Genomic DNA, 21,941 nt, shown 5'->3' on the forward strand with positions numbered 1-21,941 from the left:
GCGACGAACGTATCGAATGCATCGGGCGTTGTGGCATGGCCACTTCTGCTCTTGCCCATGGCGGGCAGGGCAAGGGCTGCGAGCCCGGCGCCCATCAGCCTGCGCCGTTGCATCGGGAAAGCATCGAGGGTATCGGGATCGGTCACGTACTTGGCCCTTTGTGCGGTGGGCAACGGCTTTGCGCAAAAGAAGGAAGAAGCGGATCAGCTTGAATACGAGATAGTGACCTGCCATCGAGTTGCGCGGTAGGTCCTTCCCTATTATTATGTAGGCGCCTACATATATTGTCAAACCAATGATCGATGCCAAAACGGATCTGAGCAACTACACATCGCGCGCAGGTGGCGCCGCTTTAGGCGCGAGGCTTCGGCGTCTCTCAGAACGGATCGATCGAGAAGCCGCGCAGTTCTATGCGGAACTGGGTGTGGAGTTCGAACAACGTTGGTACGGCACACTGAACCTGCTGGATCAATTCGATTCGCTCACGGTGGGGGAGCTATCCGCGGCGTTGGGCATAAGTCATGTTTCGGTGAGCCAGACACGTGACTCATTGCATAAAGCCGGATTGGTCGAAACAACGGCGGATCCGGAAGACGCCCGTCGCAGAATGCTCCGTCTTTCAAGGAAAGGGCGAACCCTCGTGAACCGCTTGAGGCCTGCATGGGCGGCTTTATCGGCGTCTGCCGAAGCGCTGGATCGAGAAGCGGGAGGGGTCGTGAAAATGCTTGATCGATTGGAACGCGCGCTCGAAAAGCGATCAGTCTGCGACCGTGCGAGATTGTTCATGGGGGCAGACTAGCGCAAGCCTCCGAGCGAACGCCTCAGGCCGATCATGAGCGGCTGCTTCTGGCCGAGAGCGGCCATCAGTGGGATAGGGGATTAGGACGATCTATCGGGGGTAGGGCAGGGCCGCTCGCGACCCGAAGCGGACAGTCGGTGGAATAGAACGCCCGCTATGAACGAACCCAGCGTCGTTGCATGCCGTCAGAACAGATGGCAACACAACTCAGACCATGCGATCTCGAATCAAGCCGTCTCGACGTATCCACTGGTGCCACATCGCCGCAGACACGTGCAGCAGAGCCAACAACACAAGTGTCCACCCGGCCCAGTAGTGCACGTACCATGCGAGCGCGCGACCAGACTCATCGTCCTCTGGTGGTGTGAGCAGACGCGGCAGGCTGAGCACACCGAACACGTCCATTGATACGTCCATCCAGACCCAGATGACGTAACCGCTGATCGGCAATGCAAACAACAAGCCGTACATCAACCAGTGAACCATTGCGGCAAATCGTCGTTGCCAAGAGGGTTGGTCGGTAGACGCGTCGGGCACACCGAACAGTAAACGCCAACTGAGACGCAGCACCATCAGCGCTGCAATGACGACGCCGAACTGATAGTGCAGCAGAATCATTCGCATGCTTTCGGCTTGCGAGTCGGATAGCTCAGCAACCCATCCCAATCCGAGTTGGACCGGGATGGCCAATGCAACAAGCCAATGCATCACGCGCGCCGGAAGGCGGTAGCGCCCGTCAGGGTGACTGCGACTCACAACACGTGATCCGATGGATAGCCCGGTATTGCATGGCCAAGGACAATGTCACGTTGCACCCACCACACCCCATCGCGGCGCGCAGGAGTGACAACGCCGGCCCCCCCGCGCCCCGTCACCAATGCCTCCTTGCTGCGTGGCGTCAGAAGCGGATCGTCCGTGAACATGACATCGTCGATGTAATACGTCGCTCGCCCCGGTTCGATGATGTGCAGATGGATGTGCTGTGGAATGCCGCCTTCCGGATAGCTGCCGGGACGGATGGTGTCGAAGCTGTAACGTCCCTGCGCGTCCGTTCGAGCCCATGCACGCAGGCGGCCATGACGGCCCGCCCAACCTGGAAGCGAAGGGTTGGCCATCGGGTAGATTCCCTGAGCATTGGTTTGGTAGGCATAGACAATGACCCCAGCTTTGGGGGCGCCCTTCCGGTCGACCACTCCCCCTGTGAGGTGCATTGGCTCGCCCGGTTCATCCGCCGGAGCAATGCGACTTCGGCTGGAGAGGACTTTCGGAGTCCCGACAAAGACCGCTTCGCATCCTTCGCAGGGAAGACCGACGATCGGTTCGTTCATGGTGCGGTCGGCGCCTGCCGCAGCCAGGATCGGGAGAATGATCAACGTCAGGATGATGTTGCGTCGTTGCATGGGGAGCGTCCATTGGAAGGAGTACCCCATAAGGAGTTATGCGCCCATCGGTCTGTTAGCGAGCCAACCCCTGTGCTACTCCTGGATAACACTTCATGGGCTGGTGGACTCTTAAGCGTTGGAGAAGCAACCTGAATCCCGAGATGCCAGATGCAACTTGCGCAGCTGCGCCGGAAGACGACATTGCGAAGTGGGTCCACCAGGCCCGGCTAGGCTCGCATTCGGCCTTCGCCAACCTGTATGAGCGATTTTCCCCGCTAGTGCACGCCATCCTGCTCGGTCGCTTCCAGCCCGTCATCGCGGACGACCTGACTCAGGAGTGCTTCATCACCGCGCATCAGCGGCTCGAGCAACTCAACGATCCCGCAAAGTTCGGTCCCTGGATCGCCGTGATTGCCCGACGCATCAAGCCGGCTGCAGAGCTTCGCAGGCGAACGGAGAGTGACATTGACGACCTTGCCAGCCTCAATGCATCACCCGAACAGGTCATCGACGCAAATCGCGTCCTCTCTGCGGTCGCGACATTGCCTGAGGCCTACCGGAACACCTTGATGATGCGGCTTGCCGAAGGCATGAGCGGGCCGGAGATCGCCGCCGCGACGGGAATGACCCATCAGTCCGTGCGGGTGAATCTGCATCGCGGTATGGCGCGACTACGCCAGATCCTCGGCTTGCCATCCCAGCCAACGGAGACCTCCCATGAATGACATCGACGACCCCCTCTGGAACCCAAACGCGAAGGCCGATGAAGATCTGATCCGTATAGAGCAGCTGCTCTCGCCCCTTGGAGTTCGAGTTCGCGGAGTCGCGATGCCCCCCATTCGTGAACGAAAGCCACGTCACCTGCGCGGCTTGCGTTTGGCAATGGCAGCAAGTGTGGTTCTTATGATATTGGCAGGTGGTTTCCAGTACCGATTGCGCTGGCAGAACGATGCGGGCTGGCAAGTCACCAAGACCGCCGCAACAGTGACCAGCAGCACGCGATTGCATCCAGGTGAGCAGATCGTCACCGAGCCAGACCAGACCGCCAAGATATCCGTCGCTCGCATCGGCAACATCTCGCTCTCTCCGGGATCAAGCCTGCGTCTTGAGCAGACGGGAACCGGGAATCATCGCGTCCGGCTGGACAGTGGCCACATGCGTGCCCGAATCTGGGCACCGCCTGGATACTTCGGTGTTGAGACGGGTTCTGCTGAGATCGTGGATCTGGGTTGTGACTTCGAAGTCTGGAAGCAACCTGGCGGCACTGGACGGGTTCAAGTACTCAGTGGCTGGATCAGCTATCAGGCTGGTGAAGATGAGATCCTAGTCGCCGAAGGCTATGCAGTCTCATTCGATCGAACGATGGCCGGCACCCCACTACGCGTAGATGCGTCCCCCGCTTTCGCGCAGGCTGTGCAGGCATTGGATGCGCAGGCTGGTGAGAATACGGCAAGAGTGGAAGCACTGGCTGCGATGGTGGCGAAGACTGCTCGTGACCAAGATAGTCTTACGTTGCTCAGCCTCCTCACACGCCGCCCCCTGCTTGCCAGAACCGATATCTATCCTCGCTTGGCCAAGGCGTTGCGCGTTAAAAGTGACGCTCCGGGTCATCGCAAGGCTTGGGAAGATGGAGATACGTCTGCGATGAACGCGTGGTGGGAGCGACTGCCGCGTCAGCCTAAGCGCTGGCTGGCGAACTGGGTGGATGTATTGCCGTAAAGCTGGCTGTGGACGACGGCGGAAGCGGCCTCAGGGATGGGTCCGCTTGCCTGGGCAAGTCCCAACCCGGCTCATGCGCTCACCAAATCAAGTCATCGGGAACTTGGAACTGCGCGTAATAGGCATCGTCCTCGGAGGTTGTGGAAGCCTGCTCGGTGCCCGCCTCCTGCCCATGGTCAAGAACGATCATGCCGGCATCGCGTTCCCGCACCTTCTCGGCCGCGACACGCGGCAGCAACTCGTACCGCTCGCCCAGGCGCACGATCACCAGCGCGCCCGACGCCAATTGCTTGCGCAGGTCGTCGTTGACCAGCAGCGTGCGGATCGCCCCATCGGCCGTGAAGCGGTATTCGCTCTCACCCGTCCGCGGCACCTTCCGGTCTTCGATGATCTGCCGCGCCTGGGCGCGCAGCTCATTGGTCCTTGCCTGGGCCTTGCGCTCCGCCTCCAGCGCGCGGTCGCGCTCGGCCTTCTCGGCCCGCGCCCGCTCGGCTTCCAGCTGGATCTCGTTCGGCGCGGCCGGCCCCTTGGCATGCCGGGCCTTGTTCTGCTCGCGCGCCACCTCGGCCACCTTGGACTTCTTGACCAGGCCCGCCTTGAGCAGCTGTTCCTGTAGCGGATTCGCCTTTGCCATGTCGCAGTGTCTTGTTCAGGGTTTCCGGCCCATGATACCTGCCGTCCCCATTGGCCGCCCTCAGTCCCGCCTGCCCATGCAGCCCCTGAAATACCTCGTCGGCTACCCACCGCACATCCTGGAAAAGGTGCACGCGCTGATTGCGCAGGATCGCCTGGGCCCGATGCTGGCCAACAAGTACGGCCAGGTCCATGCGGTGCGCAACGACGGCCAGCTGTACGACTACGTCCAGGCGCTGAAGGACCGGCACCTGCGCAAGTCGGTGCCGCTGGGCAAGGTGCTCTACGACGGCAAATTGCAGGTGATGAAGCATGCGCTCGGCACCCACACGGCCATTTCGCGGGTGCATGGCGGCAAGCTCAAGGCCAGCCGCGAGATCCGCATCGCCAGCGTGTTCCGCGATGCGCCGGCGGAGTTCCTGAAGATGATCGTGGTGCACGAGCTCGCGCACCTGAAGGAAGCCGAGCACAACAAGGCGTTCTACCAGCTGTGCACGCACATGGCGCCGGACTACCACCAGCTGGAGTTCGACCTGCGCCTGTACCTGACCCAGCTAGAAGTCGGCGCGGACTGAGGATGGGCGACCGAGGCAGGGGCTCAGCGCTTGGCGTGCCCGATCCACGCAAACAGTGGCCTGCCGAACATCAGGCTGGCCAGAGACAAGGCAATCACCGCACCGCCGTGCCAGACCAGCACCATCAGCGCGCTCTCGCCACCGTGGTACAGGCTGACCCCTGTGGCGGATAGGGCCGCCGCGCTCAGCCCGGCCAGCATGGCGGTGGGCCCCGGACGCACGACGCCGGCATGGCGCACCATCAGCAGCATCAGCAAACCCAGCGGAACGCTGGTCATGGCGATGGCGAGGGCGCATTCCGAGCTGGCCAGTTCGACCAGGAAGGCGTCACCGCCCAGCCGCGCGTAGTCGCGCATGCAGCCCCAGCTCATCCCACTCAGCCAGGCCACCAGGGCGGGCACGGGCAAATACGCCCATGCCCGGGAGCGCCCGGGAACGCTGATCTGGAACACGGCATACGCTGCGAGCACGCCGGTGAGCAGGCCGGAGGTCCACTCCATGAACGCTGGCCCCGCGGACAACTCCGACGCCCATCCAGGACGCACGCCATGCATCAGGGTGATCATCGCCACGAGCGCGGCCGCCAGCGCGAGCCAGAGCAGGCATCGGCGCAGCGGTGACGCCAGGCGACGAACCGGTTGCACGCGGGCCGTCAACTGGTCGATGAGCTGGTTGGTCTCATCCATGGCGGTCGGCTCCCTTTCCCAACGTGTGTTGCAATGATTTCAGTGCTCGGTGGCAGGCCACCTTGAGTGCGCCGACGGTCTGCCGGCTGTCTTTCGCCGCTTCGTCCAGCGACATGTCGCGTAGGTGTACCAGCCGAATGGCCTCCTGCTGCCGGGGGGACAGGCCCGCGACCGCGGCCCGGACCGTTTTCGCGTTCTGCAACCGAACCGTTGCTTCCTCCGGTCCGGCTGACGAATCCTGCACCCGGTCGAGGGCGTCGCCATCAACCAGCTCATGCTCGACGCGCCGCGCGCGGCGCCGCAGCAGGTCGATGCAACGGCGCGTCGCAATGGTGCCCAGCCAAGGCTTGAAGGGGCGGCCAGGCTCATAGGTGTGCCGGATATCGTGCACCACCATCAGGATCTCCTGCACCGCGTCCTCGGCGTCCTCGCTCCTTCCCAGGTAGCGGCGGGCGACGGCGCGCAGGTAGGGCGTGATGTCATGCAGCAGCGCGTGATAGGCGAGCTTGTCGCCGTCCTGCGCGCGCGCCATCAGCGCCCCCCAGGCGTCAGCCTGCTCCGGCATGTGGCCTTGGGCGTCCGGGGCCATTTGCTTGCTGGGTTGGCGCATGGCCGTGGCCGGCTCGGGCGTGGGGAAGGGAAGAATGACTGCCATGATGCGCTGCTCACCCAGGATCGCCTAGTCGCCCCGTATCACTGTGCGCGCGCGGTAGCGACCGGCAATCCAGTGGTCCAGTGAGACCACGCCCGGCCCGCGGGCAATGACGTAGAGCATCGAGACGGCCCACAGACCATGGGTCGCGAACGCAGCGGGATAGACGAACACCTGGATCACCAGCGTCATGGCCAGCAATGCCAGCGAGGAAAGACGGCTGGCCAAGCCGATGAGCAAGAGCAGTGGGAACACGTGCTCGGCGGCCGCCGCAGCGACGGCCGCGATCTGCGGTGGTATCAGCGGCAGTGCGTACTCGCTGCGGAACAGCTCCAGCGCGCCTTCGGAGATCCTAGGCATGCCCAGCTCAATGGTGCGGCCAACCGGATCCAGCACCAGGCCTTCAATCTTGGTCTGGCCGGATAGCCAGAAGGTCGTTGCCACTGATAACCGGGCCAGCAGCGCGATAGCACTGTGCGGGACGCGGCTGAAGCTGGTGATGACTTTGCCTGGCAGCCCCCAAAGGGACGTGCCGGAAGCGCGCAGTGGATCGGAAGCGGGTTTGACCAAGGTGCTCATGCCAGTTCTCCATGCGGAATATCGATATCGATATCGATGACCAACCTGTTCTGGATCAGCAGCGCGAGCAGCGCACGCACGTCCGCGTGCGCAACCGCGTCGCTGGCCTGTTGGCATGCAATGCCCAGCGACTGGCTGCCTTGCAACACGTCAAGGAAGGTCGATGCGCCCGGAGGCATCGGCAGGGTCACCAGGGCGAGGTCCGGTCGTGCGATCAGCACGTCCTCGGGAGACTCGATATCGATGCTCGCGAGCGAAGCTTCGGCCATGTCCGTCAGGCCCTGGTGGGCACTCCACAGGGAATGCACGGCGTAGCGCGAGCGGATCCAGTGGCAGGCCGGGTGCAGGCGTAGCCGGGCACCACTGAGTCGTTGCGGCGCGGCCAGCAGTTCCTGAAATCGTGTTTCCGTCAGCGGGGCGGCGTCAGCGGCGTGATACGCCGCAATGCGCATGGCTTCAATCCGGGCCACGTCGGCAAGATAGGGAACGGCCGCAGCAGGGGTGAAGCTGGAGATGTAGTCGGGAAAACTGACGGCGAAATCGGTCAGGACTGGCGAGCGCGGCGGGTCGGCGAGGATGCGCTCGCGCGCCATCGCACGGAAGAATTGCGCACCGACCAGCGCCCGGGTCACGGGAAACGACTCGGACAGCGCATCGATCAGGCTGACGACAAACGTGTTCCGATGCACCGCGAACCTGCGCTCGGCCTCGCGCGCGCTGCCGACGATCAGCGCCGAGGGGACCTTCATGGTTGGGGCCGCAAGCGCAGCGGCGAAATCATGATGCAAGGCAGCGGCCCCGTTCATGCCACCACCTTCGCTAGGGTGAGGGCCTGGTCGAGGATGGCGTCGGCATGCCGCGCCTGATCACGCAGATCGCTGTACGCCGGTACGCGCGTGTCCCACTCGATCAAGGTTGCGACCGCTCCGGTCTGCGCCACGGTGTGCCGGTAAAGTTCCCAAACCTCCTCGGCGACCGGGGCGCCGTGGTCGTCGATGAGGAGCCTGTCGCCGGTGGCGTCGACGTCTTCCGCATGGCCGGCGAGGTGGATTTCCCGCACGGCCGCAAGCGGCAGTGCTGCGATATACGCTATGGGATCATGGCGGTTGTTGTGGCAGGACACATGGACATTGTTGATGTCCAGCAGCAGCCCACAGCCCGTGCGCGCCACGATCGACGTCAGAAAATCCGTTTCGCTGTAGGTGCTACCTGCAAATTCCAGGTACGTACTTGGGTTCTCCAGCAGCAGTTGTCGGCCCAACTGGTCCTGGACCTGGTCGATGTGGGTGCATATCCGGGCCAGACTGGCCGTGTCATAGCGCAGAGGCAGGAGGTCGTTGAAGAATCGACCGTCGTGGGTTGACCACGCCAAGTGCTCGGAGAACGCTGCGGGTTGATAGCGCGCAAGCAGTGTCGCCAGCCGGGCGAGGTGGGTGGTGTCCAGCGGGCCATGTCCACCAATGGACAAGCCAACTCCATGCACGGAGAGCGCCACGCGTTCGCGCAGCGCGCGGAGGTGGGCGTGCGATGGGCCGCCAGCGCCCATGTAGTTTTCAGCATGCACCTCAATGAAGAGAGGCGGTGCGGGGTCTGACAGCAAGTCGTCGAAGTGCTGTGGCTTCAATCCGATGCCAGCCCGCGCGGGCAGGCCGGCATCGGCTGGAGAACACTGGGCGGCGGGGTGCCTGAGGGGGAGGTTCACCGAGGCGTCTCCGGTAATCCCGATCTGGATCAGTCAGCCTTGGCAGGCTTGGCCTTGAACGCGGCCAACTGGCCGAAACCGGTCGGCGAGGTCTTCGACGCCGTGCGGGTGCAGGTGCCGGCGGGCACGTGTTTCCATGCGTTGGCCTGGTGGTCGGTTTTGGCGGTACCCGCGCAGGTCGTACCCGGACCAGCGGCACAATCGTTCTTGCCAGCCAGCGCTACGCCAAAGCACTTCTCCTGGGCGGCCCCCTTTTCGGCAGCGACGGTCGGTGCGGCGGCAATGGCCAAGGCCGAACCCAGGGCGGCGGCGAGGGCAAAAGCGGGGAGGGCGGAATGGATACGGTTCGACATTGGGGAATCTCCTGTGTTGGTGATGGAGGGGGGTGGCGATTGGCCGGGAACCCCTCACACAGGAAGCATTCGTTCCAGGCGATGGAAAGTTACGTCGCCGGGGTGTGGCGCCGCGATGTCGCCTTGCCTGCACGATCCATTGTTGCGACCGACCCTCAGGCTTTCGCCAGCCCCAGCCGATCCGTAATCGACTGCAGGTAATGGGGGCCTACCGGTACCGTCGCTCCATCCCTTAGGGTCAGGGTGACGCTGCCGTTGCCCACGCGTTGGAGGGCGGTCACCAGACCAAGCCTGACAAACGCGGAGCGGTGCACCCGCATCAGCTGGGCGGGGTCCAATTGGCGCTGTAGCGCGCTCATCGTCGTGCGGTGGATGTAGCTGCGGGTGGCGGTGTGCAGCATCACGTAATCGCGGGCGGCCTCGATCCAGTCGATGGCGTCGACCGGCACGCGCTGCTGGCCGCTCCGCACCTGCACCCAGATGGCCTGGTCATACGCGGCCGCGTCATCGCGGGGCGCGGGTTTCGCCGCGACGGCTTCGTGCAGCATGCGGCGCCGCTTGGCCCGCTCTACGGCCTGGCGCAGCCGGTCGAAGCGCACCGGCTTGAGCAGGTAATCCGTGGCTTCCACCTCGAAGGCATCCGGTGCGAACTGCTCGAAGGCGGTGACGAATACGATCTCCGGCCGCTCGCCATGACTGAGGTCGGCGGCAACAGCCAGCCCGCATTTTTCCGGCATCTGGATGTCGAGCATCACCAGGTCGGGGCGGAGCGCGGCGATGGCTTCGCTGGCTCGCTGGCCATCGCTGGCGGTGCCCACCACTTCGACATCGGGGAGCTGGCGGAACAGCGCCATCAGGCGGTCCAGCGCCAGCGGCTCGTCGTCCACCAGCAGCACGCGCAGGCGGCTCATCGGGGCACCATGGTGGGCGCGTGGGCCTGCACCAGCGGCAGGCGCACGGTGGCCCGGTAACCGCGGGGCAGGGGCGTGGCCTGCAGTGTGCCGCGTGCGCCGTGCAGCACCTCCAGCCGCTGGCGGATGTTGGTCAGGCCCACGCCGGTGCCGCTGCGCACGCTGGCAGCCTTGGTCGGGTCGCCATCGTCTTCCACGGTGATGGCGATGTTGTCGTCGTCCTGTGTGACTGCGATGCGTATCGTCACCTTGTCGCGGGTGGGAGCCACCGCGTACTTCACCGCGTTCTCCACCAGGGGTTGCAGCAGGAAGCTGGGCACCGGGGTGTCCTCCAACTCGGGTGGGCAGTCGAGGATGACGTGCAGGCGATCGCCGAAGCGCACGGTCTCGATGTCGAGGTAGGTTTCGATGGTGGCCAGTTCCTGGCCCACGGCCACCGTGCTGGCCGGGTCGGTGACCAGCGTGGTGCGCAGGAAGGCGGAGAGCTTGGCGAGCAGGGCCTCGGCTTGATCGTTGCGCTGGGTCACCACCAGTGACGAGGCGGCGTTCAACGCGTTGAACAGCAGGTGCGGGTTGAGTTGGTAGCGCAGCGCGGCCAGCCGCGCGGCGGTCGCCGCCGCCTCAGCCTTGGCGGCCAGCGCACGTGCTTCGATCTCCGCCGCGCGCGCATCGGCCAGTTCGTGCTCGCGCTCGCGCACGGTGCGGTTGGCCTGGATGATGACGAGGATGGCGGCGATCAGTCCGTAGAGCCAGACGAACCCCACCACGTTGTTGATCGTGCGCGCGAGCGTGGCAAAGGGGTCCTCGCGTGCCGCCAGGCGCAGCCACCATGTGGCCAGGAAATCCGCCACGCCGAGCAGCGCGGCGGCGAGCGTGACGGCAACGACCATCGTCGCCAGCTTTACGGCAAGGGTGCGTTGGCGGACGTGCACGGCAGCGAGGTGCACCAGCGTGGTGAGCGCGATGCCGACCACGTAAAGCACGGCGACGTGCTCCAGGAACCGCGTGGGCAACTGCCCCGCGCCGATGTAGGTCGGCAGGACGAACAGCACGCACGACAGCGTCCACACGCTGAAGCCAAGCCAGGCCGCCTGCCGCGTGTCCGTGCTCAATCGTCCCATCGCCAGTTCCTCGCATCGTCCGGTGAACCTTAGCGAAACGGCGCCGCGTTCGCCCGGATTTCGTCCCGCCAATCCGGACTTTCGTCGACACGTGGCGCCTTGATCGCGCAGCCGGGGGCATCGGTCGAATCATGCTCGCAGCGGGCGGTGGCCGCTCCTAGCATCCTCTCCACCGGCACGGCCGCGAGGCCACCCGCCCCACCTGAGGATGCGAACGATGATGCGCAAGCTGTTGCTGGCCGCCACCATGGCCATGGTTACCCACGCCGCCAGTGCGGCCCCGCCCACCGATGCCGACCGTGCCAAGCTGCTGACACTGGCGGCGGAACTCGACGTGGCCTGGGACCACGGCGATCCGGCGGCGGTGTCGGCGTTCTATGCCGACGATGGCACGCTGCGGCTGGACAACCGGCCGCTGGTCCGGGGACGAGCGGACGTACAGCGCTACTTCGAGGAGACCATTGGCCGTCGTCCCGCGGGCGCCCGGCACGTGACGCAGGTTGAGCACATCGACATGATCACCCCGGACCTTGCGCTGGTCGATGCGCATGCGCGTATCGAGCGCGCCGGAGCGCAGGGCGAGCGGCAGGTGCTGGTCGACTTCCACAACCAGACCCTGGCCGTGCGCGAAGGCAGCACGTGGCGGTTGCGCGTGGTGCGCGCGCAGCGGATGGCAACGCCGGTGCAAGCGGCCGCCGTGCAACAGGCGGGGGTTGCCCGATGAGCACCCGCGCGATGATCACCTCCATCCTGGGCGCGGCCGCGTTGTGCGTAGCGCACAACGCCTTTGCCGAAGTGACCTTCCAGCCAGGCCTGTACGAAACCAAGGTCAGCTATCCGGACGACGGCCCCGGCGTGGAGACCACCCGCGAGTGCCTGACCGCCGCGGAAGCCAAACAGGAATCGCTCGAGCGACGCCTGGCGGAGACAGTGCAGGACGCAAGCTGCAAGTTCACGCAGCGGAGCATCGGCGGTGGACGCTTCAGCATTGCCGGAACGTGCAACAACGACGGCGTGCGTTCAACGCTCAAGCAGACCGGCACGTACTCGGCAACCGCCATGGCAATGAACATGCACATGACCCTGGTGGCTTCTGCCGGTACCGCGCCTATCAGCGTGCGCATGGTCATGTCCAGCCGCCGCGTGGCGGCGACGTGTCCGGCTGGCAGCGACAAGGACTGAGTTGCTGCTCCCTCCGGTGGGTGCCGCGACTGCGGCATCCACGCTACCCCCACTTGAGGTGCCCGTCATGCGCCGTCATATCTACGCCATCGCGCTTGCCCTTTCGCTCCCGATCGCCGGCTGCAACCAGGTGGAGCTGGCTCGGCTGTATCTGGCCAACAATGGCACACCGGTCCGCGTGACCAGGCCTTTGCCGCTCACCTTGGCGTACAAGGATGTCGACGGGTGGGTGCTGCTGCCTGCGCGCGTCAATGGCCATGCGCCGGTCGATTTCGTGCTCGACACGGGCGCATCGGTGATGGCGTTGATCAACGACGCGCGCACCACGCACTTGGGGTTGGACATGCGCGGCGTGCGCCGGCTGGGTGCTGGGGACAATCTGGCGGCACCGGTCGGCGCCAGGCAGAGCGGCTTGGCCATCGACTTCGGCGGCGTGGTGTTGGCCGACCAGACGGCACTGGCGATTCCCGCCGCGAGCCTGGACTGCAGGGGTCAACGGTCAACATTGCCGTTCAATGGCGTGATCGGACACGACCTGTTGCGCCGCTTCACGGTGGAGGTGAATCGCGATCGCGGCACGGTCACGCTGCATGACCCAGAGGCCTTCCGTTACGCTGGCCGTGGCCAGGTGGTGCCCGCGCGGATCGAAGGACGGCAGCCGTTCGTCGATGCGACGGTGGCACCGCACGGCGCGGCCGCGTTCCACGCGCACCTGCATGTCGACAGCGGCGCGGGCATCGACATGACGTTGCTCCCGGGCTCGAGTCCCGACGTGAGGATGCCGTCCAACGGTCGCGTGCGCGAAGCCTGCTTCGTCGGTGGGCGCGCGCGGTACCGGGTGGGTGCGCCGGTGCGGCTTGGGTTGGCCGGTACCGACACCACCACGCCGGTTGAGTACGCCATCGGCCGCGAGGTGATCGCCTCCGGGCAGGACGGTCGGCTCGGTGCCCGCTTTCTTTCGCGCTTCAACGTCGTCTTCGACTATGCACGCGAGCGCATCATCCTTGAGCCGCGGCGGTTTGGTATCGCTCGCCGTTAGGCTTTCACGAGCCTGAGCCGTTGCCGAACCCTTGCCCGGCAAGTGCACGGCGAATGGACTACACGCCGCGTTCTTCCAACCAGTCACGCACCCCTGCGAGCACCCACGCCCCGCACTCGCGGTGCGGCACATGGCCGATGCCGGGCAGCGCCTGCATCGTGGCCGGCCCCGCAACCAGTGCGCCGATGCGCTCGGCGTGCCGTACTCGTCCTGGTTGCCGTGCAGCACCAGCGCCTGACAATGCGCTTGGCGCAATGCATCGTCCAGGTTCCAGTCGGCGAAGTCGTCGGCCAGCCGTTGCAGGAAGTCGCGCCAGAGCGCGACGCAGCCCGGCGAATCGTGGAACAGCACGATCGGCGTCCGGTCCACAGCGGGCGCCGGGGTCGGCAGTCAACGGCGGGCAAACAACCTGCCGCGGCCGGAGTCGATCCAGAGGTCTTGGGAAGTAGGCGGCATGGCGCCTGCTGTCCCGGCGGGCAGTGCCCCGCAGGTCCCGTCCGCAGCCGCTGGCCGCCTTGCCGATCATGGCGGTTGCAGCCATGGCGCCCGCTGTTCCACCGATGTCGCGAATCGTCGTGTTGCGCCGCAGCATAATGCGGCGATGGCCTTCTCCGAATCTCCTTCCTCATCGCTGGGCGCCGTGCCGGCACTCACCGCGCGCCAGGTGGCGCTGATCCTGTTCGCGCTGACGCTGGGCGGGTTTGCCATAGGCACCAGCGAGTTCGCGGGCATGGGGTTGATGCCCAACATGGTCGCCTCACTGGGTGTCACCGAGCCGCAGGTCGGCCATCTCATCAGTGCCTATGCCTTGGGCGTGGTGGTCGGTGCGCCCCTGCTCGCCATCCTCGGCGCCGGGTGGAAGCGCAAGACCTTGTTGCTCGCGTTGATGGGTTTCTATGCGCTGGGCAATCTCGCCAGCGCGCTCGGGCCGACGTACGAAAGCCTACTGGTGTTCCGCTTCATTGCCGGCCTGCCGCACGGTGCGTATTTCGGTGTCGCCGCGCTGACCGCGGTGGCGATCAGCCCGCCCCATCGTCGCGGTCGAGCCATCAGTCTGGTGATGCTGGGGCTGACCCTGGCGATCCTTATCGGCAACCCGCTGGCGACGTGGGCCGGCCAGTTCGTCGACTGGCGCTGGGTGTTCGCGGCCGTGGCGCTGATCGCATTCCTCACCGCGGTGTTGCTGGCCATCTGGTTGCCGGCGTCCGTGGACGGCGCCAAGCCCCGTCCGCTGGAGGAGTTGCGCGCCTTCAACACCGCGCCGGTGTGGCAGGCACTGGGCATCGGCGCGATCGGTTTTGCCGGCATGTTCTGTGTTTTCAGCTACCTCGCGCCGACCATGCTGCAGGTGACCGGCGCGTCCGCGGCGTGGATCCCGCTGGGCCTGGCCGGCTTCGGCCTGGGCGGCGTTCTCGGCAACTTTGCCGGTGGCTGGCTGTTCGACCGCTTCCGCCTGCGCGGCGTGCCCGTGGTGTTGGGTTGGGCGATGGTGATGCTGCTTCTCTTCCCGCTGCTGGCGCAGTGGCTGCCGACGCTGCTGCTGGCGACGGTGGCCATCGGCACGATGGGTGCGCTCGGCCCGATCCTGCAGTCGCACCTGATGGACGTGGCCGGCGACGCGCAGACGCTGGCCGCCGCCTCGCACCATGCGGCGTTCAATACCGCCAACGCCCTCGGCCCGTGGTTGGGCGGGATGGCCATCACCGCCGGTTACGGTTGGACGTCCACGGGCATGGTCGGCGCGGCCATGGCGTTGGTCGGGCTGCTGATCTACGCGTGGGCCGTGCGTACCGCGCAAGCGCCGCGCCGCGGCCTGGATGCGGTGGCTGCCTGCGAGACCTGAGCTGACACACGGCCGCCGGTTGCAACGATGCCGCCGGGAAGAACCCCGGCGGCATCCTCAGCCTTCGCGGCTTACGCCGCCAGCGTCGCGCTGTCGATGACGAAGCGGTACTTCACGTCGCTCTTGACCATGCGCTCGTAGGCAGAGTCGATCTGCTGCACCGGGATCAGCTCGATGTCGGACACGATGCCGTGTTCGGCGCAGAAATCCAGCATCTCCTGCGTCTCGGCGATGCCGCCGATCAGCGAGCCGGCGATCGCCTTGCGCCCGAAGATCAGCGCGGCTACGTTCGGGCTGGGGTGCGCATGCTCCGGTACGCCGACCAGGCACAGCGTGCCGTCGCGCTTGAGCAGGCGGGTAAACGCATCCAGGTCATGGCTGGCGGCCACGGTGTTGAGGATGAAGCCGAAGCTGCCGGTATGTGCCTTCATCTCGTCGGCGTTGCGCGACACCACCACTTCGTCCGCACCCAGGTCAAGCGCGTCCTGGCGCTTGCTCTCGCTGGTGGTGAACGCGACCACGTGCGCGCCCATCGCGTGCGCCAGCTTGATGCCCATGTGGCCCAGCCCGCCGATGCCGACGATGCCGACCTTCTTGCCCGGGCCCGCGTTCCAATGCCGCAACGGCGACCAGGTGGTGATGCCGGCGCACAGCAGCGGCGCGACGGCGGCGAGTTGCGACTCGGGGTGGCGGATGCGCAGCACGAACTTCTCATCGACCACGATGCGCTGCGAGTAACCACCCAGCGTGTGGCCGGGCGCGTCCTTGGTGGCGCTGTTGTAGGTGCCGGTGAAGCCGTTCTCGCAATACTGCTCCAGTCCGTCGTCGCAGGCGTGGCAGTGCTGGCAACTGTCGACCAGGCAGCCCACGCCGACGGTATCGCCGACCTTGAAGCCGGCCACGTCGCTGCCGACGGCGGTGACATGGCCCACGATCTCGTGGCCGGGGACGCAGGGGTACAACGTGCCGCCCCATTCCGAACGCACCGTGTGCAGGTCGGAGTGGCACACGCCGCAGTAGGCGATGTCGATCTGCACGTCATGCGCGCCGGGGGCGCGGCGCTGGATGTCGAGGGCTTCGAGCGGTTTGTCGGCAGCGTGGGCGCCGTAGGCCTTGGTGGTCATGCGTTGCTCCGGTGGGGGTGTGCCGGTTGATTATGCGACCGCCCTCGTGCGTGTGGCTGCCTGCAAGCGCCGAATGGGAGCCTCACAACAGAAAAAGGCCCGGGACGTCCCCGGGCCTTTTTTGCCCTGTCTGCTCAGTTGAGCTGGCAACTGGCTGGTTTGCTGGAGGTGAACAACGACACACTCGCCCATTCCGGGTGGTCGATGAACGGGTTGCGGTTACCCTGGAAGCTGTAAATCACCTCGTTGCGCTCGCGCTCTGCGGCGTCGACCGGGTCCGCCTGGTGCCAGGCCAGCAGCGTCGACAGCAGGCCCATGTAGGCCGGCGAGGCGGAAGTGATGACGATCTTGCTGCGGTCGTCGGTCAGCTCCAGGTCGGGTTCGCCCTGCCCGTTGGCGTCGACGCCACCTTCATAGCGGATCGCCATGTACAGCACCGCGCGCGCGATGTCGCCCTTGCGGTGGCCCCACACCTCGAACGAGCCGCCGTTGCCGTCGGGCCCCTTCACCCAGTTGGAGTTGCCCGGGTACACGCCAGTGCCGCCGCCGAAGCCGGCATTGGCCTCGGTCGCGCGCTCGCCGCATCCGCCCGACAGCGTGCAATTGGCATAGGGCTTGTTGCCGCGGTCGGCGTTGTAGCTGGCGTCGGTCAGGTACAGCATGTGCGTGTCGGTGTAGGGCGCATAGGGCAGGCCCTTGTCACCGGTGGCGCTGCCGAAGCCCAGCGAATTGGGCCAGGTGTGCTCGCGGTTGTAGGTGATCCCGGTGCCGGTGCCCGCGCGCTCGCTGCCCTTGACGTAGCTGCGGTTGCGGTAGGCGTCCAGGATGCGGCCGGCGTTGTTGGGATCTTCGTCGGCGATCTCCAGGATGTCCCAGGTGTCGGTGGTGCTGGCGCTGTACGGGTACGCGGTGTGGCCTTTGATGGTCTCGTGCAGCGAGCAGCGCAGCTGGCTGGCGCTGCTGGTGTTCACCCGCGCGTAGTAGCCAGTGCCACCGCTGCTGGCCACGGTGAAGTTGGCCACCGTGTTCTGCGCCGGCGACGCACCACCTGCATCGAACACCTTGCTCGCGTCGATGGTGAAGGCACAGCTTTCGCCGCCCGCCAGCGTGGTGCCGGTGGTGATGGTGAAGCTGGTGCCGCTGGCCGGGTAGGTCAGGCCAACGGCCCCGCTCTGGCTGCACTGCAGCGCGAACGCGCCGCTGGTCAGGCCGACCGACTCGCTGAAGGTCACGGCCAGGTCGGTTGCCGGGGCCACGCCGGTCGCGCCATTGGCCGGCGACGTGGACACCACCGTCGGCGCCGGGTTGGCCGAGGCGAAGCTCTGGCCGTTGTTGCACGCGCCAAAGGTCTGCGTGGCCGATGCCTTCCAGCTGAAGTTGGCGTACGTGCTGCCGCTGCCACCCAGTTGCAGCGAGGTGCCCGCCGGCGTCGAGCCGGTTTCGGACACGGGCAGGTTGGTGCTGGTACGGCCGGCCGCCGGGCCGCTGGAGGCGGTGACCGTGCCTTCGTAGCTGATGAACTGCACCAGCTGGCCGCTGCCGTTGACCAGCGCGATGGCGTCTGGCGCACCGTTCTGGATACCGTTGGTGGGATAGCTCACGGTGGCGATGCGCACCGTGCCGCCGCACGTCACCAGGCTGCCGGTGGGCACCGGGTCGTTGTCATAGGACGTTGCCGCCGACGGCGTGGCGCCGTTGTACAGGTAGATGCGATAGCCGCTGAGGCTTTCGCCGGCAGTGGCCACCACCTCGATCTTCTCGCCGACGTCGCCGCTGCTGGTGGCGTCGTCGTAATGCAATTCGTTGATGAAGACGTCGGCGGACGCGACCAGCGGCGACGCCGCCAGCGCGAGGACCAACAGCCGGCGCGCCACGCGATGCGGATGTGTGCTCATGCAAACCCTTCCCTGATGACGATGAAGCCGCCGACTCTAGCCATCGAATATGACGACTTGCGCTCGGCGGCGCGGTCCGACCGCCGGTCCGCCTGCCAAGGCTAGACTATGTGCGGCGGCCCCTCCCTGGGCCGGTCGTACAAGGGGGGCGTCGCATGCGGAAGGGATGGGGTCGGCTGCTGGTGGCAGCCGTGGCGCTGGCGTTCTGCGTGTCCGCGCAGTCTGCGGAAAAGCGCACGTTCTCGAAAAGCTCATCGGTGCCCGACCCGGACGCGCTGAGCTGGCCACTGCCGTGGCAGCCCGGCATGGTCCTGACCTACGACCAGCGCTACGAGTCGGAGGAATCCAAGGGCGGCGCGTCGATGCGCATCAAGTCCAGTGACGTGCTGGAACTGCACATGAGCGCGCGCGCCGGCGGCGGTTGGATCCAGCGCTGGATCGGCCGCTCGCCGCAGGTGCAGACCGAGGGCTTGCCGCCACCAATGAAGAAGATGATGGCGGCGGCGGTGGAGTCGTTCCGCGATCTGCCCATCGACATCGCGCTGGGCACCGAGGGCCACTTCGATAACGTCGCCAACCTGCCCGACGTGCAGCCGCGCTATCGCCGCGCGCTGCAGGGCATGTTCGACAGCGTGCTCGCGGAGATGAAGGGCAAGCCCGGCGCCGGCGACGCCGAGGTGATGTTCGCGCGGATGGTCGACGCGATGTCGGCACCGGCAGTGCTGGAATCACAGCTGGGTGAAACCCCTGCGGCCTACAACTTCGTCAGCGGCGGTGGGCTGGTGCCCGACCGCCGCTACGACTACGACGACGAATTCGCCAACCCGCTCGATGGCGAAATGATCGCCAGCAGCAACAGCCTGTTGCTGACCCGCCCCGCCGACGACGCCAAGGCGGTGGATGTGCGTTGGACGGTGCGCCCGGACCTGGACGCGATCACAGCGGTGATCGCCCGGTTCGTCGACCGCACGCTGCAGGGCCAGGCGCCGGAGGGCAAGGAACGCGAGGCGCTGGTGGCCAAGCTCAAGGCGGACGCCGAGTTCGTGACCGAAGTGACCTACCGGGTGGACCCGCAAACCGGCATCGTGCAGCGCATGGAGCTGGTGCAGCGCAAGCGCTTCGGTGGCAAGCAGGATTCCGAACGCACCACCCTGGTGTTGCGTCGCTGACCTGCGCGGGCGCTCAGGCCATCAGGCTGGGCGCTTCGAATGGCAACAAGGTGGCGCCGGTGCTGGTGATCGCGGGTTCGACCTTGGCCAGCAACTCCTGCGAGCCATCGACCACCACCAGGATGCGGCCGGCCTCGATCTCACCTTCGAATCGCCGCCGAATCGGGTCCGGCAAGGACGCCCCCGCCAGTGCCGACGCCCAGCACCCCACCATGGCGCCCGCCAGCCCCGCCGCCGCCGCGCCGGCCAGCGTGACTCCCAGCGGCGGAATGGCGAACGCCACCAACCCCACCAGCAACCCGGTGGCGCCGCCGTAGCCCGCGCCACGCACGGCCGCAGGCATCATGTCGGTGTCGGCCTCCTTGCGGTCGTTGGGAATCGTGGACAGCTCGATGTCGGAGCGTGCCACGAGCAACAGGTTGTGGTCTTCCACGCCGCCGTCGCGCGCGGCATCCATCGCTGCCTGCGCGCTAGCGATATCGGGCGTGCTGAACACATGCCGGGTCTTCATTGCGGCGGCCTCGCGAGGGGAGCACGCCTAGCCTTCTACCGCGAGTGTTATCCATGCGTGACGGGAACGGTGCGTTGCCACCCCTGCCGTCAGGGAGTGCGTGGCCGCTGACACGGTCCACGGCCGTTCTCCCCTGTGACTGGGGGTGCTGCCATGTTGCCGATCGTCGAAGTCCAATGTCCCTACTGTGGCGAACGCATCGACCTGCGCGTGGAAACCTGCGCCGAGGAGCAGCGCTACACCGAGGACTGCCCGGTGTGCTGCAAGCCCATGTACGTGGTGGTCGACATCGATGATGACGGCACGCCGATCGTGACCGTCGAATCCGAAGCGGGCGGCTGAACGTTGCCTTCCGAGTGGGGCGCCCATTCGTGAACGTTGTGTTGTGTTCAGCCAATCCCTCGCTCGCTGAACGCGCCGCAAACTCCTAGCGCGTCACGTTTCCGGGGGATGGCTAGCGCGTCCACGCGAGGAAGTGGTTAACGCCATGTGGAGTCCGCGTCCGCGACGGGGGCGTCCGTTCACCTGCGCGACTGCAAGGTTCGGGGCGTTCGGCTCCCCCACCGTGCCTCCCCCGCACGGGCCGATCATCCCTCCCGTTCCGTACATGGAGTTTCGATCGATGAACACCCTTTCCCGCAAGACGCTGCTGGGTGCCGCGGCGCTCGCCACCGTGCTGGCCGCTCCGCTGGCCCTGGCCCAGTCCGCCGCCACCACGCCGGCTGCCGATGCCGCCGCTCCGGCCGCGACCAGCGCTCCGGCCAATGCCGCCGCGTCGAGCAACCCGGCCACCACCGGCACTGCCCCGGGGGCGACCGTCTCGGCCACCGCCCCGGCCCGCAAGACCTGGGCCGAGCTGGACGCCGACAAGGACGGCAGCCTGAGCAAGACCGAGGCCAGCGCGATGGAAGCGCTCGCCGCCGTGTTTGACAAGGCCGACGCCGACGCCAACGGCTCGTTGACGGGTGCGGAATACAAGGCCTACGTGGCCGCGGCCAACAGTGGTGCTGGCAAGCAGGCCGGCGGCGCGTCCAAGAAGTAAAAGACCAAGGACGCAACAGGCCTGTCTTCGGGGGCGGTCGTCCCACCGCCCCCAGTTTTCCGGAGCCGGTGCTGTTGCCGTTGCCGGCATCGCGCCCGACATGGAGGGGCAGTGCGCGTCATCGCGCGGCGCCACGGGCTCGGTTACCGCCGCCATCGGCACGGGCGATCGCGGCATACTGCACCCATGCGCACCGCCCCCACTTCGATCCGCCTGGTCGGCTTCGATGCCGACGACACCCTCTGGCGCAGCCAGGATTACTTCGACGAAGCCCAGGCCGAGTTCGAACGGCTGGTCGGCCAGTACGTCGACCTGCACGCGCGCGGCGCGCAGGACCACCTGTACGAAATCGAGAAGCGCAACATCGCCGTCTTCGGCTATGGCGTAAAAGGCATGGTGCTGTCGATGATCGAGGCCGCGGTCGAGATCACCAGCCAGCGCATCAGCGCCGCCGACCTGCACCGCATCGTGGGCATGGGCAAGGACCTGCTGCGCCATCCGGTGGAACTGCTGCCAGGCATCCCCGAAGCCGTGTCCGCCATCGCCAGCGACTTCGACGTGGTGCTGATCACCAAGGGCGACCTGTTCCACCAGGAGGCGAAGGTGAAGCAGTGCGGCCTGGCCGACCGCTTCCGCCGCATCGAGATCGTCAGCGAAAAGGACACCGCCACCTACACGCGGCTGTTCGACGAATTCGGCGTGGCGCCGGCGCAGTTCCTGATGATCGGCAACTCGTTGCGTTCGGACATCGCGCCGGTGCTGGCGCTGGGCGGATGGGGCGTGTACATGCCGTATCACACGACCTGGGCGCACGAGAACGAAGCCAGCGTGCCGCCACACGACGCCGCGCGCATGCGCCGCGTGGCGGCCGCCGCCGAACTGCCGGATGCGGTGCGTGCGCTCGCATCGCTTGGCGCCGGGTGAACGCTGCGTATACGGCGCTGCGCATTCAGCGCACGCTGGGCAAGGATTAAAAACCGGTTCACTGGCACTTCTGCATCGTCGGTCCCGTGGCCACCCACCA

Annotated in this window: 26 protein-coding genes; 12 read left to right on the forward strand and 14 right to left on the reverse strand. The window is 66.2% G+C overall.

The window, feature by feature from the left end; genetic code table 11:
* Nucleotides 1–295 precede the first annotated feature (295 nt).
* On the forward strand, nucleotides 296–799 hold the full coding sequence (locus N800_RS15680; RefSeq protein ID WP_084087580.1) for a MarR family winged helix-turn-helix transcriptional regulator: 504 nt from the start codon (nucleotides 296–298) through the stop codon (nucleotides 797–799).
* Nucleotides 800–1,006: 207 nt separating this feature from the next.
* Here N800_RS15680 and N800_RS11805 read toward each other — a convergent pair whose 3' ends face one another.
* Together N800_RS11805 and N800_RS11810 are read right to left on the reverse strand one after the other, a co-directional pair.
* Nucleotides 1,007–1,555, reverse strand: coding sequence for a cytochrome b (locus tag N800_RS11805; RefSeq protein WP_269635145.1), 549 nt, complete (start codon nucleotides 1,553–1,555; stop codon nucleotides 1,007–1,009).
* Complete coding sequence (locus N800_RS11810) at nucleotides 1,552–2,199, reverse strand: dioxygenase family protein (RefSeq protein ID WP_036138882.1); 648 nt, start codon at nucleotides 2,197–2,199, stop codon at nucleotides 1,552–1,554. The genes N800_RS11805 and N800_RS11810 overlap by 4 nt, the downstream gene beginning before the upstream one ends.
* 95 nt (nucleotides 2,200–2,294) lie before the next feature.
* Between N800_RS11810 and N800_RS11815 the strand changes: the two genes are divergently transcribed.
* Entirely contained in the window at nucleotides 2,295–2,906 is a 612-nt protein-coding gene (locus N800_RS11815; RefSeq protein WP_084087585.1) for an RNA polymerase sigma factor, read from the forward strand.
* Nucleotides 2,899–3,900 (forward strand): FecR domain-containing protein, encoded by a 1,002-nt coding sequence (locus N800_RS15685; RefSeq protein WP_084087587.1) that lies wholly within the window; start codon nucleotides 2,899–2,901, stop codon nucleotides 3,898–3,900. The genes N800_RS11815 and N800_RS15685 overlap by 8 nt, the downstream gene beginning before the upstream one ends.
* A gap of 79 nt (nucleotides 3,901–3,979) precedes the next feature.
* Here the strand turns inward: N800_RS15685 and N800_RS11825 are convergent, their stop codons facing one another.
* A complete protein-coding gene (locus N800_RS11825) occupies nucleotides 3,980–4,534 on the reverse strand; it encodes a DUF2058 domain-containing protein (RefSeq protein WP_036138803.1) in 555 nt (184 codons plus the stop codon).
* A gap of 76 nt (nucleotides 4,535–4,610) precedes the next feature.
* Between N800_RS11825 and N800_RS11830 the strand changes: the two genes are divergently transcribed.
* A complete protein-coding gene (locus tag N800_RS11830; RefSeq protein ID WP_036138805.1) occupies nucleotides 4,611–5,108 on the forward strand; it encodes a M48 family metallopeptidase in 498 nt (165 codons plus the stop codon).
* 23 nt (nucleotides 5,109–5,131) lie between these two features.
* Here N800_RS11830 and N800_RS11835 read toward each other — a convergent pair whose 3' ends face one another.
* From N800_RS11835 to N800_RS15415, 8 genes are all read right to left on the reverse strand, one after another.
* On the reverse strand, nucleotides 5,132–5,794 hold the full coding sequence (locus N800_RS11835; protein WP_036138807.1) for an NrsF family protein: 663 nt from the start codon (nucleotides 5,792–5,794) through the stop codon (nucleotides 5,132–5,134).
* Nucleotides 5,787–6,449 (reverse strand): RNA polymerase sigma factor, encoded by a 663-nt coding sequence (locus N800_RS11840; RefSeq protein WP_052108198.1) that lies wholly within the window; start codon nucleotides 6,447–6,449, stop codon nucleotides 5,787–5,789. Before N800_RS11840 ends, N800_RS11835 begins: the two co-directional genes overlap by 8 nt.
* Before the next feature lie 24 nt (nucleotides 6,450–6,473).
* On the reverse strand, nucleotides 6,474–7,025 hold the full coding sequence (locus tag N800_RS11845; protein ID WP_084087589.1) for a DoxX family protein: 552 nt from the start codon (nucleotides 7,023–7,025) through the stop codon (nucleotides 6,474–6,476).
* Nucleotides 7,022–7,831 (reverse strand): HvfC/BufC N-terminal domain-containing protein, encoded by an 810-nt coding sequence (locus N800_RS11850; protein WP_036138809.1) that lies wholly within the window; start codon nucleotides 7,829–7,831, stop codon nucleotides 7,022–7,024. Before N800_RS11850 ends, N800_RS11845 begins: the two co-directional genes overlap by 4 nt.
* Nucleotides 7,828–8,727 carry an MNIO family bufferin maturase gene (bufB, locus tag N800_RS11855; protein ID WP_036138810.1) on the reverse strand — a complete coding sequence of 300 codons (900 nt, stop codon included), beginning with the start codon at nucleotides 8,725–8,727 and terminating at the stop codon, nucleotides 7,828–7,830. Before bufB ends, N800_RS11850 begins: the two co-directional genes overlap by 4 nt.
* A gap of 29 nt (nucleotides 8,728–8,756) precedes the next feature.
* A complete protein-coding gene (locus N800_RS11860; protein WP_036138813.1) occupies nucleotides 8,757–9,080 on the reverse strand; it encodes a BufA1 family periplasmic bufferin-type metallophore in 324 nt (107 codons plus the stop codon).
* 155 nt (nucleotides 9,081–9,235) lie between these two features.
* Nucleotides 9,236–9,991, reverse strand: a complete 756-nt coding sequence (locus N800_RS11865) for a LytR/AlgR family response regulator transcription factor (RefSeq protein WP_036138816.1) — start codon at nucleotides 9,989–9,991, stop codon at nucleotides 9,236–9,238.
* Nucleotides 9,988–11,112 (reverse strand): sensor histidine kinase, encoded by a 1,125-nt coding sequence (locus N800_RS15415; protein WP_084087591.1) that lies wholly within the window; start codon nucleotides 11,110–11,112, stop codon nucleotides 9,988–9,990. Before N800_RS15415 ends, N800_RS11865 begins: the two co-directional genes overlap by 4 nt.
* A 220-nt stretch (nucleotides 11,113–11,332) precedes the next feature.
* On the opposite strand from N800_RS15415, the gene N800_RS11875 reads away from it, so the two are divergent.
* The 4 genes from N800_RS11875 to N800_RS11890 all read left to right on the forward strand — a co-directional run bounded on the left by N800_RS11875 (nucleotide 11,333) and on the right by N800_RS11890 (nucleotide 15,176).
* The gene (locus N800_RS11875; protein ID WP_198032539.1) at nucleotides 11,333–11,836 is read left to right on the forward strand and encodes a YybH family protein; all 504 of its coding nucleotides are present in this window, start codon (nucleotides 11,333–11,335) and stop codon (nucleotides 11,834–11,836) included.
* Nucleotides 11,833–12,294: a DUF3617 domain-containing protein gene (locus tag N800_RS11880; protein ID WP_036138820.1), complete on the forward strand. Its 462-nt coding sequence runs from the start codon at nucleotides 11,833–11,835 to the stop codon at nucleotides 12,292–12,294. Before N800_RS11875 ends, N800_RS11880 begins: the two co-directional genes overlap by 4 nt.
* 67 nt (nucleotides 12,295–12,361) lie before the next feature.
* Nucleotides 12,362–13,333: an aspartyl protease family protein gene (locus N800_RS11885; RefSeq protein WP_036138823.1), complete on the forward strand. Its 972-nt coding sequence runs from the start codon at nucleotides 12,362–12,364 to the stop codon at nucleotides 13,331–13,333.
* Nucleotides 13,334–13,934: 601 nt separating this feature from the next.
* On the forward strand, nucleotides 13,935–15,176 hold the full coding sequence (locus N800_RS11890; protein WP_052108201.1) for an MFS transporter: 1,242 nt from the start codon (nucleotides 13,935–13,937) through the stop codon (nucleotides 15,174–15,176).
* A gap of 71 nt (nucleotides 15,177–15,247) precedes the next feature.
* Here the strand turns inward: N800_RS11890 and N800_RS11895 are convergent, their stop codons facing one another.
* Nucleotides 15,248–16,300 (reverse strand): NAD(P)-dependent alcohol dehydrogenase, encoded by a 1,053-nt coding sequence (locus N800_RS11895; protein WP_036138826.1) that lies wholly within the window; start codon nucleotides 16,298–16,300, stop codon nucleotides 15,248–15,250.
* Nucleotides 16,301–16,434: 134 nt separating this feature from the next.
* Nucleotides 16,435–18,195, reverse strand: coding sequence for an endonuclease (locus tag N800_RS11900; protein ID WP_084087595.1), 1,761 nt, complete (start codon nucleotides 18,193–18,195; stop codon nucleotides 16,435–16,437).
* Between the two features lie 155 nt (nucleotides 18,196–18,350).
* On the opposite strand from N800_RS11900, the gene N800_RS11905 reads away from it, so the two are divergent.
* On the forward strand, nucleotides 18,351–19,364 hold the full coding sequence (locus N800_RS11905) for a hypothetical protein (RefSeq protein ID WP_036138830.1): 1,014 nt from the start codon (nucleotides 18,351–18,353) through the stop codon (nucleotides 19,362–19,364).
* Nucleotides 19,365–19,377: 13 nt separating this feature from the next.
* Here N800_RS11905 and N800_RS11910 read toward each other — a convergent pair whose 3' ends face one another.
* Nucleotides 19,378–19,875, reverse strand: a complete 498-nt coding sequence (locus N800_RS11910) for a hypothetical protein (protein ID WP_036138832.1) — start codon at nucleotides 19,873–19,875, stop codon at nucleotides 19,378–19,380.
* A gap of 153 nt (nucleotides 19,876–20,028) precedes the next feature.
* Between N800_RS11910 and N800_RS11915 the strand changes: the two genes are divergently transcribed.
* The 3 genes from N800_RS11915 to N800_RS11925 all read left to right on the forward strand — a co-directional run bounded on the left by N800_RS11915 (nucleotide 20,029) and on the right by N800_RS11925 (nucleotide 21,841).
* On the forward strand, nucleotides 20,029–20,217 hold the full coding sequence (locus N800_RS11915) for a CPXCG motif-containing cysteine-rich protein (RefSeq protein WP_036138835.1): 189 nt from the start codon (nucleotides 20,029–20,031) through the stop codon (nucleotides 20,215–20,217).
* Between the two features lie 280 nt (nucleotides 20,218–20,497).
* Nucleotides 20,498–20,917 carry an EF-hand domain-containing protein gene (locus N800_RS11920; RefSeq protein ID WP_036138838.1) on the forward strand — a complete coding sequence of 140 codons (420 nt, stop codon included), beginning with the start codon at nucleotides 20,498–20,500 and terminating at the stop codon, nucleotides 20,915–20,917.
* 186 nt (nucleotides 20,918–21,103) lie between these two features.
* Nucleotides 21,104–21,841, forward strand: coding sequence for an HAD family hydrolase (locus tag N800_RS11925; RefSeq protein ID WP_036138840.1), 738 nt, complete (start codon nucleotides 21,104–21,106; stop codon nucleotides 21,839–21,841).
* Nucleotides 21,842–21,941 lie beyond the last annotated feature (100 nt).

The sequence above is a fragment of the Lysobacter daejeonensis GH1-9 genome, from assembly GCF_000768355.1.
GTDB classification, from domain to species: Bacteria; Pseudomonadota; Gammaproteobacteria; order Xanthomonadales; family Xanthomonadaceae; genus Aerolutibacter; species Aerolutibacter daejeonensis.

Bases quoted from the DNA above. Each gene is read 5' to 3' on its own strand.
- N800_RS11890 (WP_052108201.1), top strand. From the start codon at position 13,935: ATGGCCTTCTCCGAATCTCCTTCCTCATCGCTGGGCGCCGTGCCGGCA.
- N800_RS11925 (WP_036138840.1), top strand. From the start codon at position 21,104: ATGCGCACCGCCCCCACTTCGATCCGCCTGGTCGGCTTCGATGCCGAC.
- N800_RS15415 (WP_084087591.1), bottom strand. From the start codon at position 11,112: ATGGGACGATTGAGCACGGACACGCGGCAGGCGGCCTGGCTTGGCTTC.
- N800_RS11875 (WP_198032539.1), top strand. From the start codon at position 11,333: ATGCGCAAGCTGTTGCTGGCCGCCACCATGGCCATGGTTACCCACGCC.
- N800_RS11865 (WP_036138816.1), bottom strand. From the start codon at position 9,991: ATGAGCCGCCTGCGCGTGCTGCTGGTGGACGACGAGCCGCTGGCGCTG.
- N800_RS11905 (WP_036138830.1), top strand. From the start codon at position 18,351: ATGCGGAAGGGATGGGGTCGGCTGCTGGTGGCAGCCGTGGCGCTGGCG.
- N800_RS15685 (WP_084087587.1), top strand. From the start codon at position 2,899: ATGAATGACATCGACGACCCCCTCTGGAACCCAAACGCGAAGGCCGAT.
- N800_RS11825 (WP_036138803.1), bottom strand. From the start codon at position 4,534: ATGGCAAAGGCGAATCCGCTACAGGAACAGCTGCTCAAGGCGGGCCTG.
- N800_RS11835 (WP_036138807.1), bottom strand. From the start codon at position 5,794: ATGGATGAGACCAACCAGCTCATCGACCAGTTGACGGCCCGCGTGCAA.
- N800_RS15680 (WP_084087580.1), top strand. From the start codon at position 296: ATGATCGATGCCAAAACGGATCTGAGCAACTACACATCGCGCGCAGGT.
- N800_RS11810 (WP_036138882.1), bottom strand. From the start codon at position 2,199: ATGCAACGACGCAACATCATCCTGACGTTGATCATTCTCCCGATCCTG.
- N800_RS11900 (WP_084087595.1), bottom strand. From the start codon at position 18,195: ATGAGCACACATCCGCATCGCGTGGCGCGCCGGCTGTTGGTCCTCGCG.
- N800_RS11840 (WP_052108198.1), bottom strand. From the start codon at position 6,449: ATGGCAGTCATTCTTCCCTTCCCCACGCCCGAGCCGGCCACGGCCATG.
- N800_RS11920 (WP_036138838.1), top strand. From the start codon at position 20,498: ATGAACACCCTTTCCCGCAAGACGCTGCTGGGTGCCGCGGCGCTCGCC.
- N800_RS11880 (WP_036138820.1), top strand. From the start codon at position 11,833: ATGAGCACCCGCGCGATGATCACCTCCATCCTGGGCGCGGCCGCGTTG.
- N800_RS11915 (WP_036138835.1), top strand. From the start codon at position 20,029: ATGTTGCCGATCGTCGAAGTCCAATGTCCCTACTGTGGCGAACGCATC.
- N800_RS11850 (WP_036138809.1), bottom strand. From the start codon at position 7,831: ATGAACGGGGCCGCTGCCTTGCATCATGATTTCGCCGCTGCGCTTGCG.
- N800_RS11895 (WP_036138826.1), bottom strand. From the start codon at position 16,300: ATGACCACCAAGGCCTACGGCGCCCACGCTGCCGACAAACCGCTCGAA.
- N800_RS11910 (WP_036138832.1), bottom strand. From the start codon at position 19,875: ATGAAGACCCGGCATGTGTTCAGCACGCCCGATATCGCTAGCGCGCAG.
- N800_RS11885 (WP_036138823.1), top strand. From the start codon at position 12,362: ATGCGCCGTCATATCTACGCCATCGCGCTTGCCCTTTCGCTCCCGATC.
- N800_RS11845 (WP_084087589.1), bottom strand. From the start codon at position 7,025: ATGAGCACCTTGGTCAAACCCGCTTCCGATCCACTGCGCGCTTCCGGC.
- N800_RS11815 (WP_084087585.1), top strand. From the start codon at position 2,295: ATGGGCTGGTGGACTCTTAAGCGTTGGAGAAGCAACCTGAATCCCGAG.
- N800_RS11830 (WP_036138805.1), top strand. From the start codon at position 4,611: ATGCAGCCCCTGAAATACCTCGTCGGCTACCCACCGCACATCCTGGAA.
- N800_RS11860 (WP_036138813.1), bottom strand. From the start codon at position 9,080: ATGTCGAACCGTATCCATTCCGCCCTCCCCGCTTTTGCCCTCGCCGCC.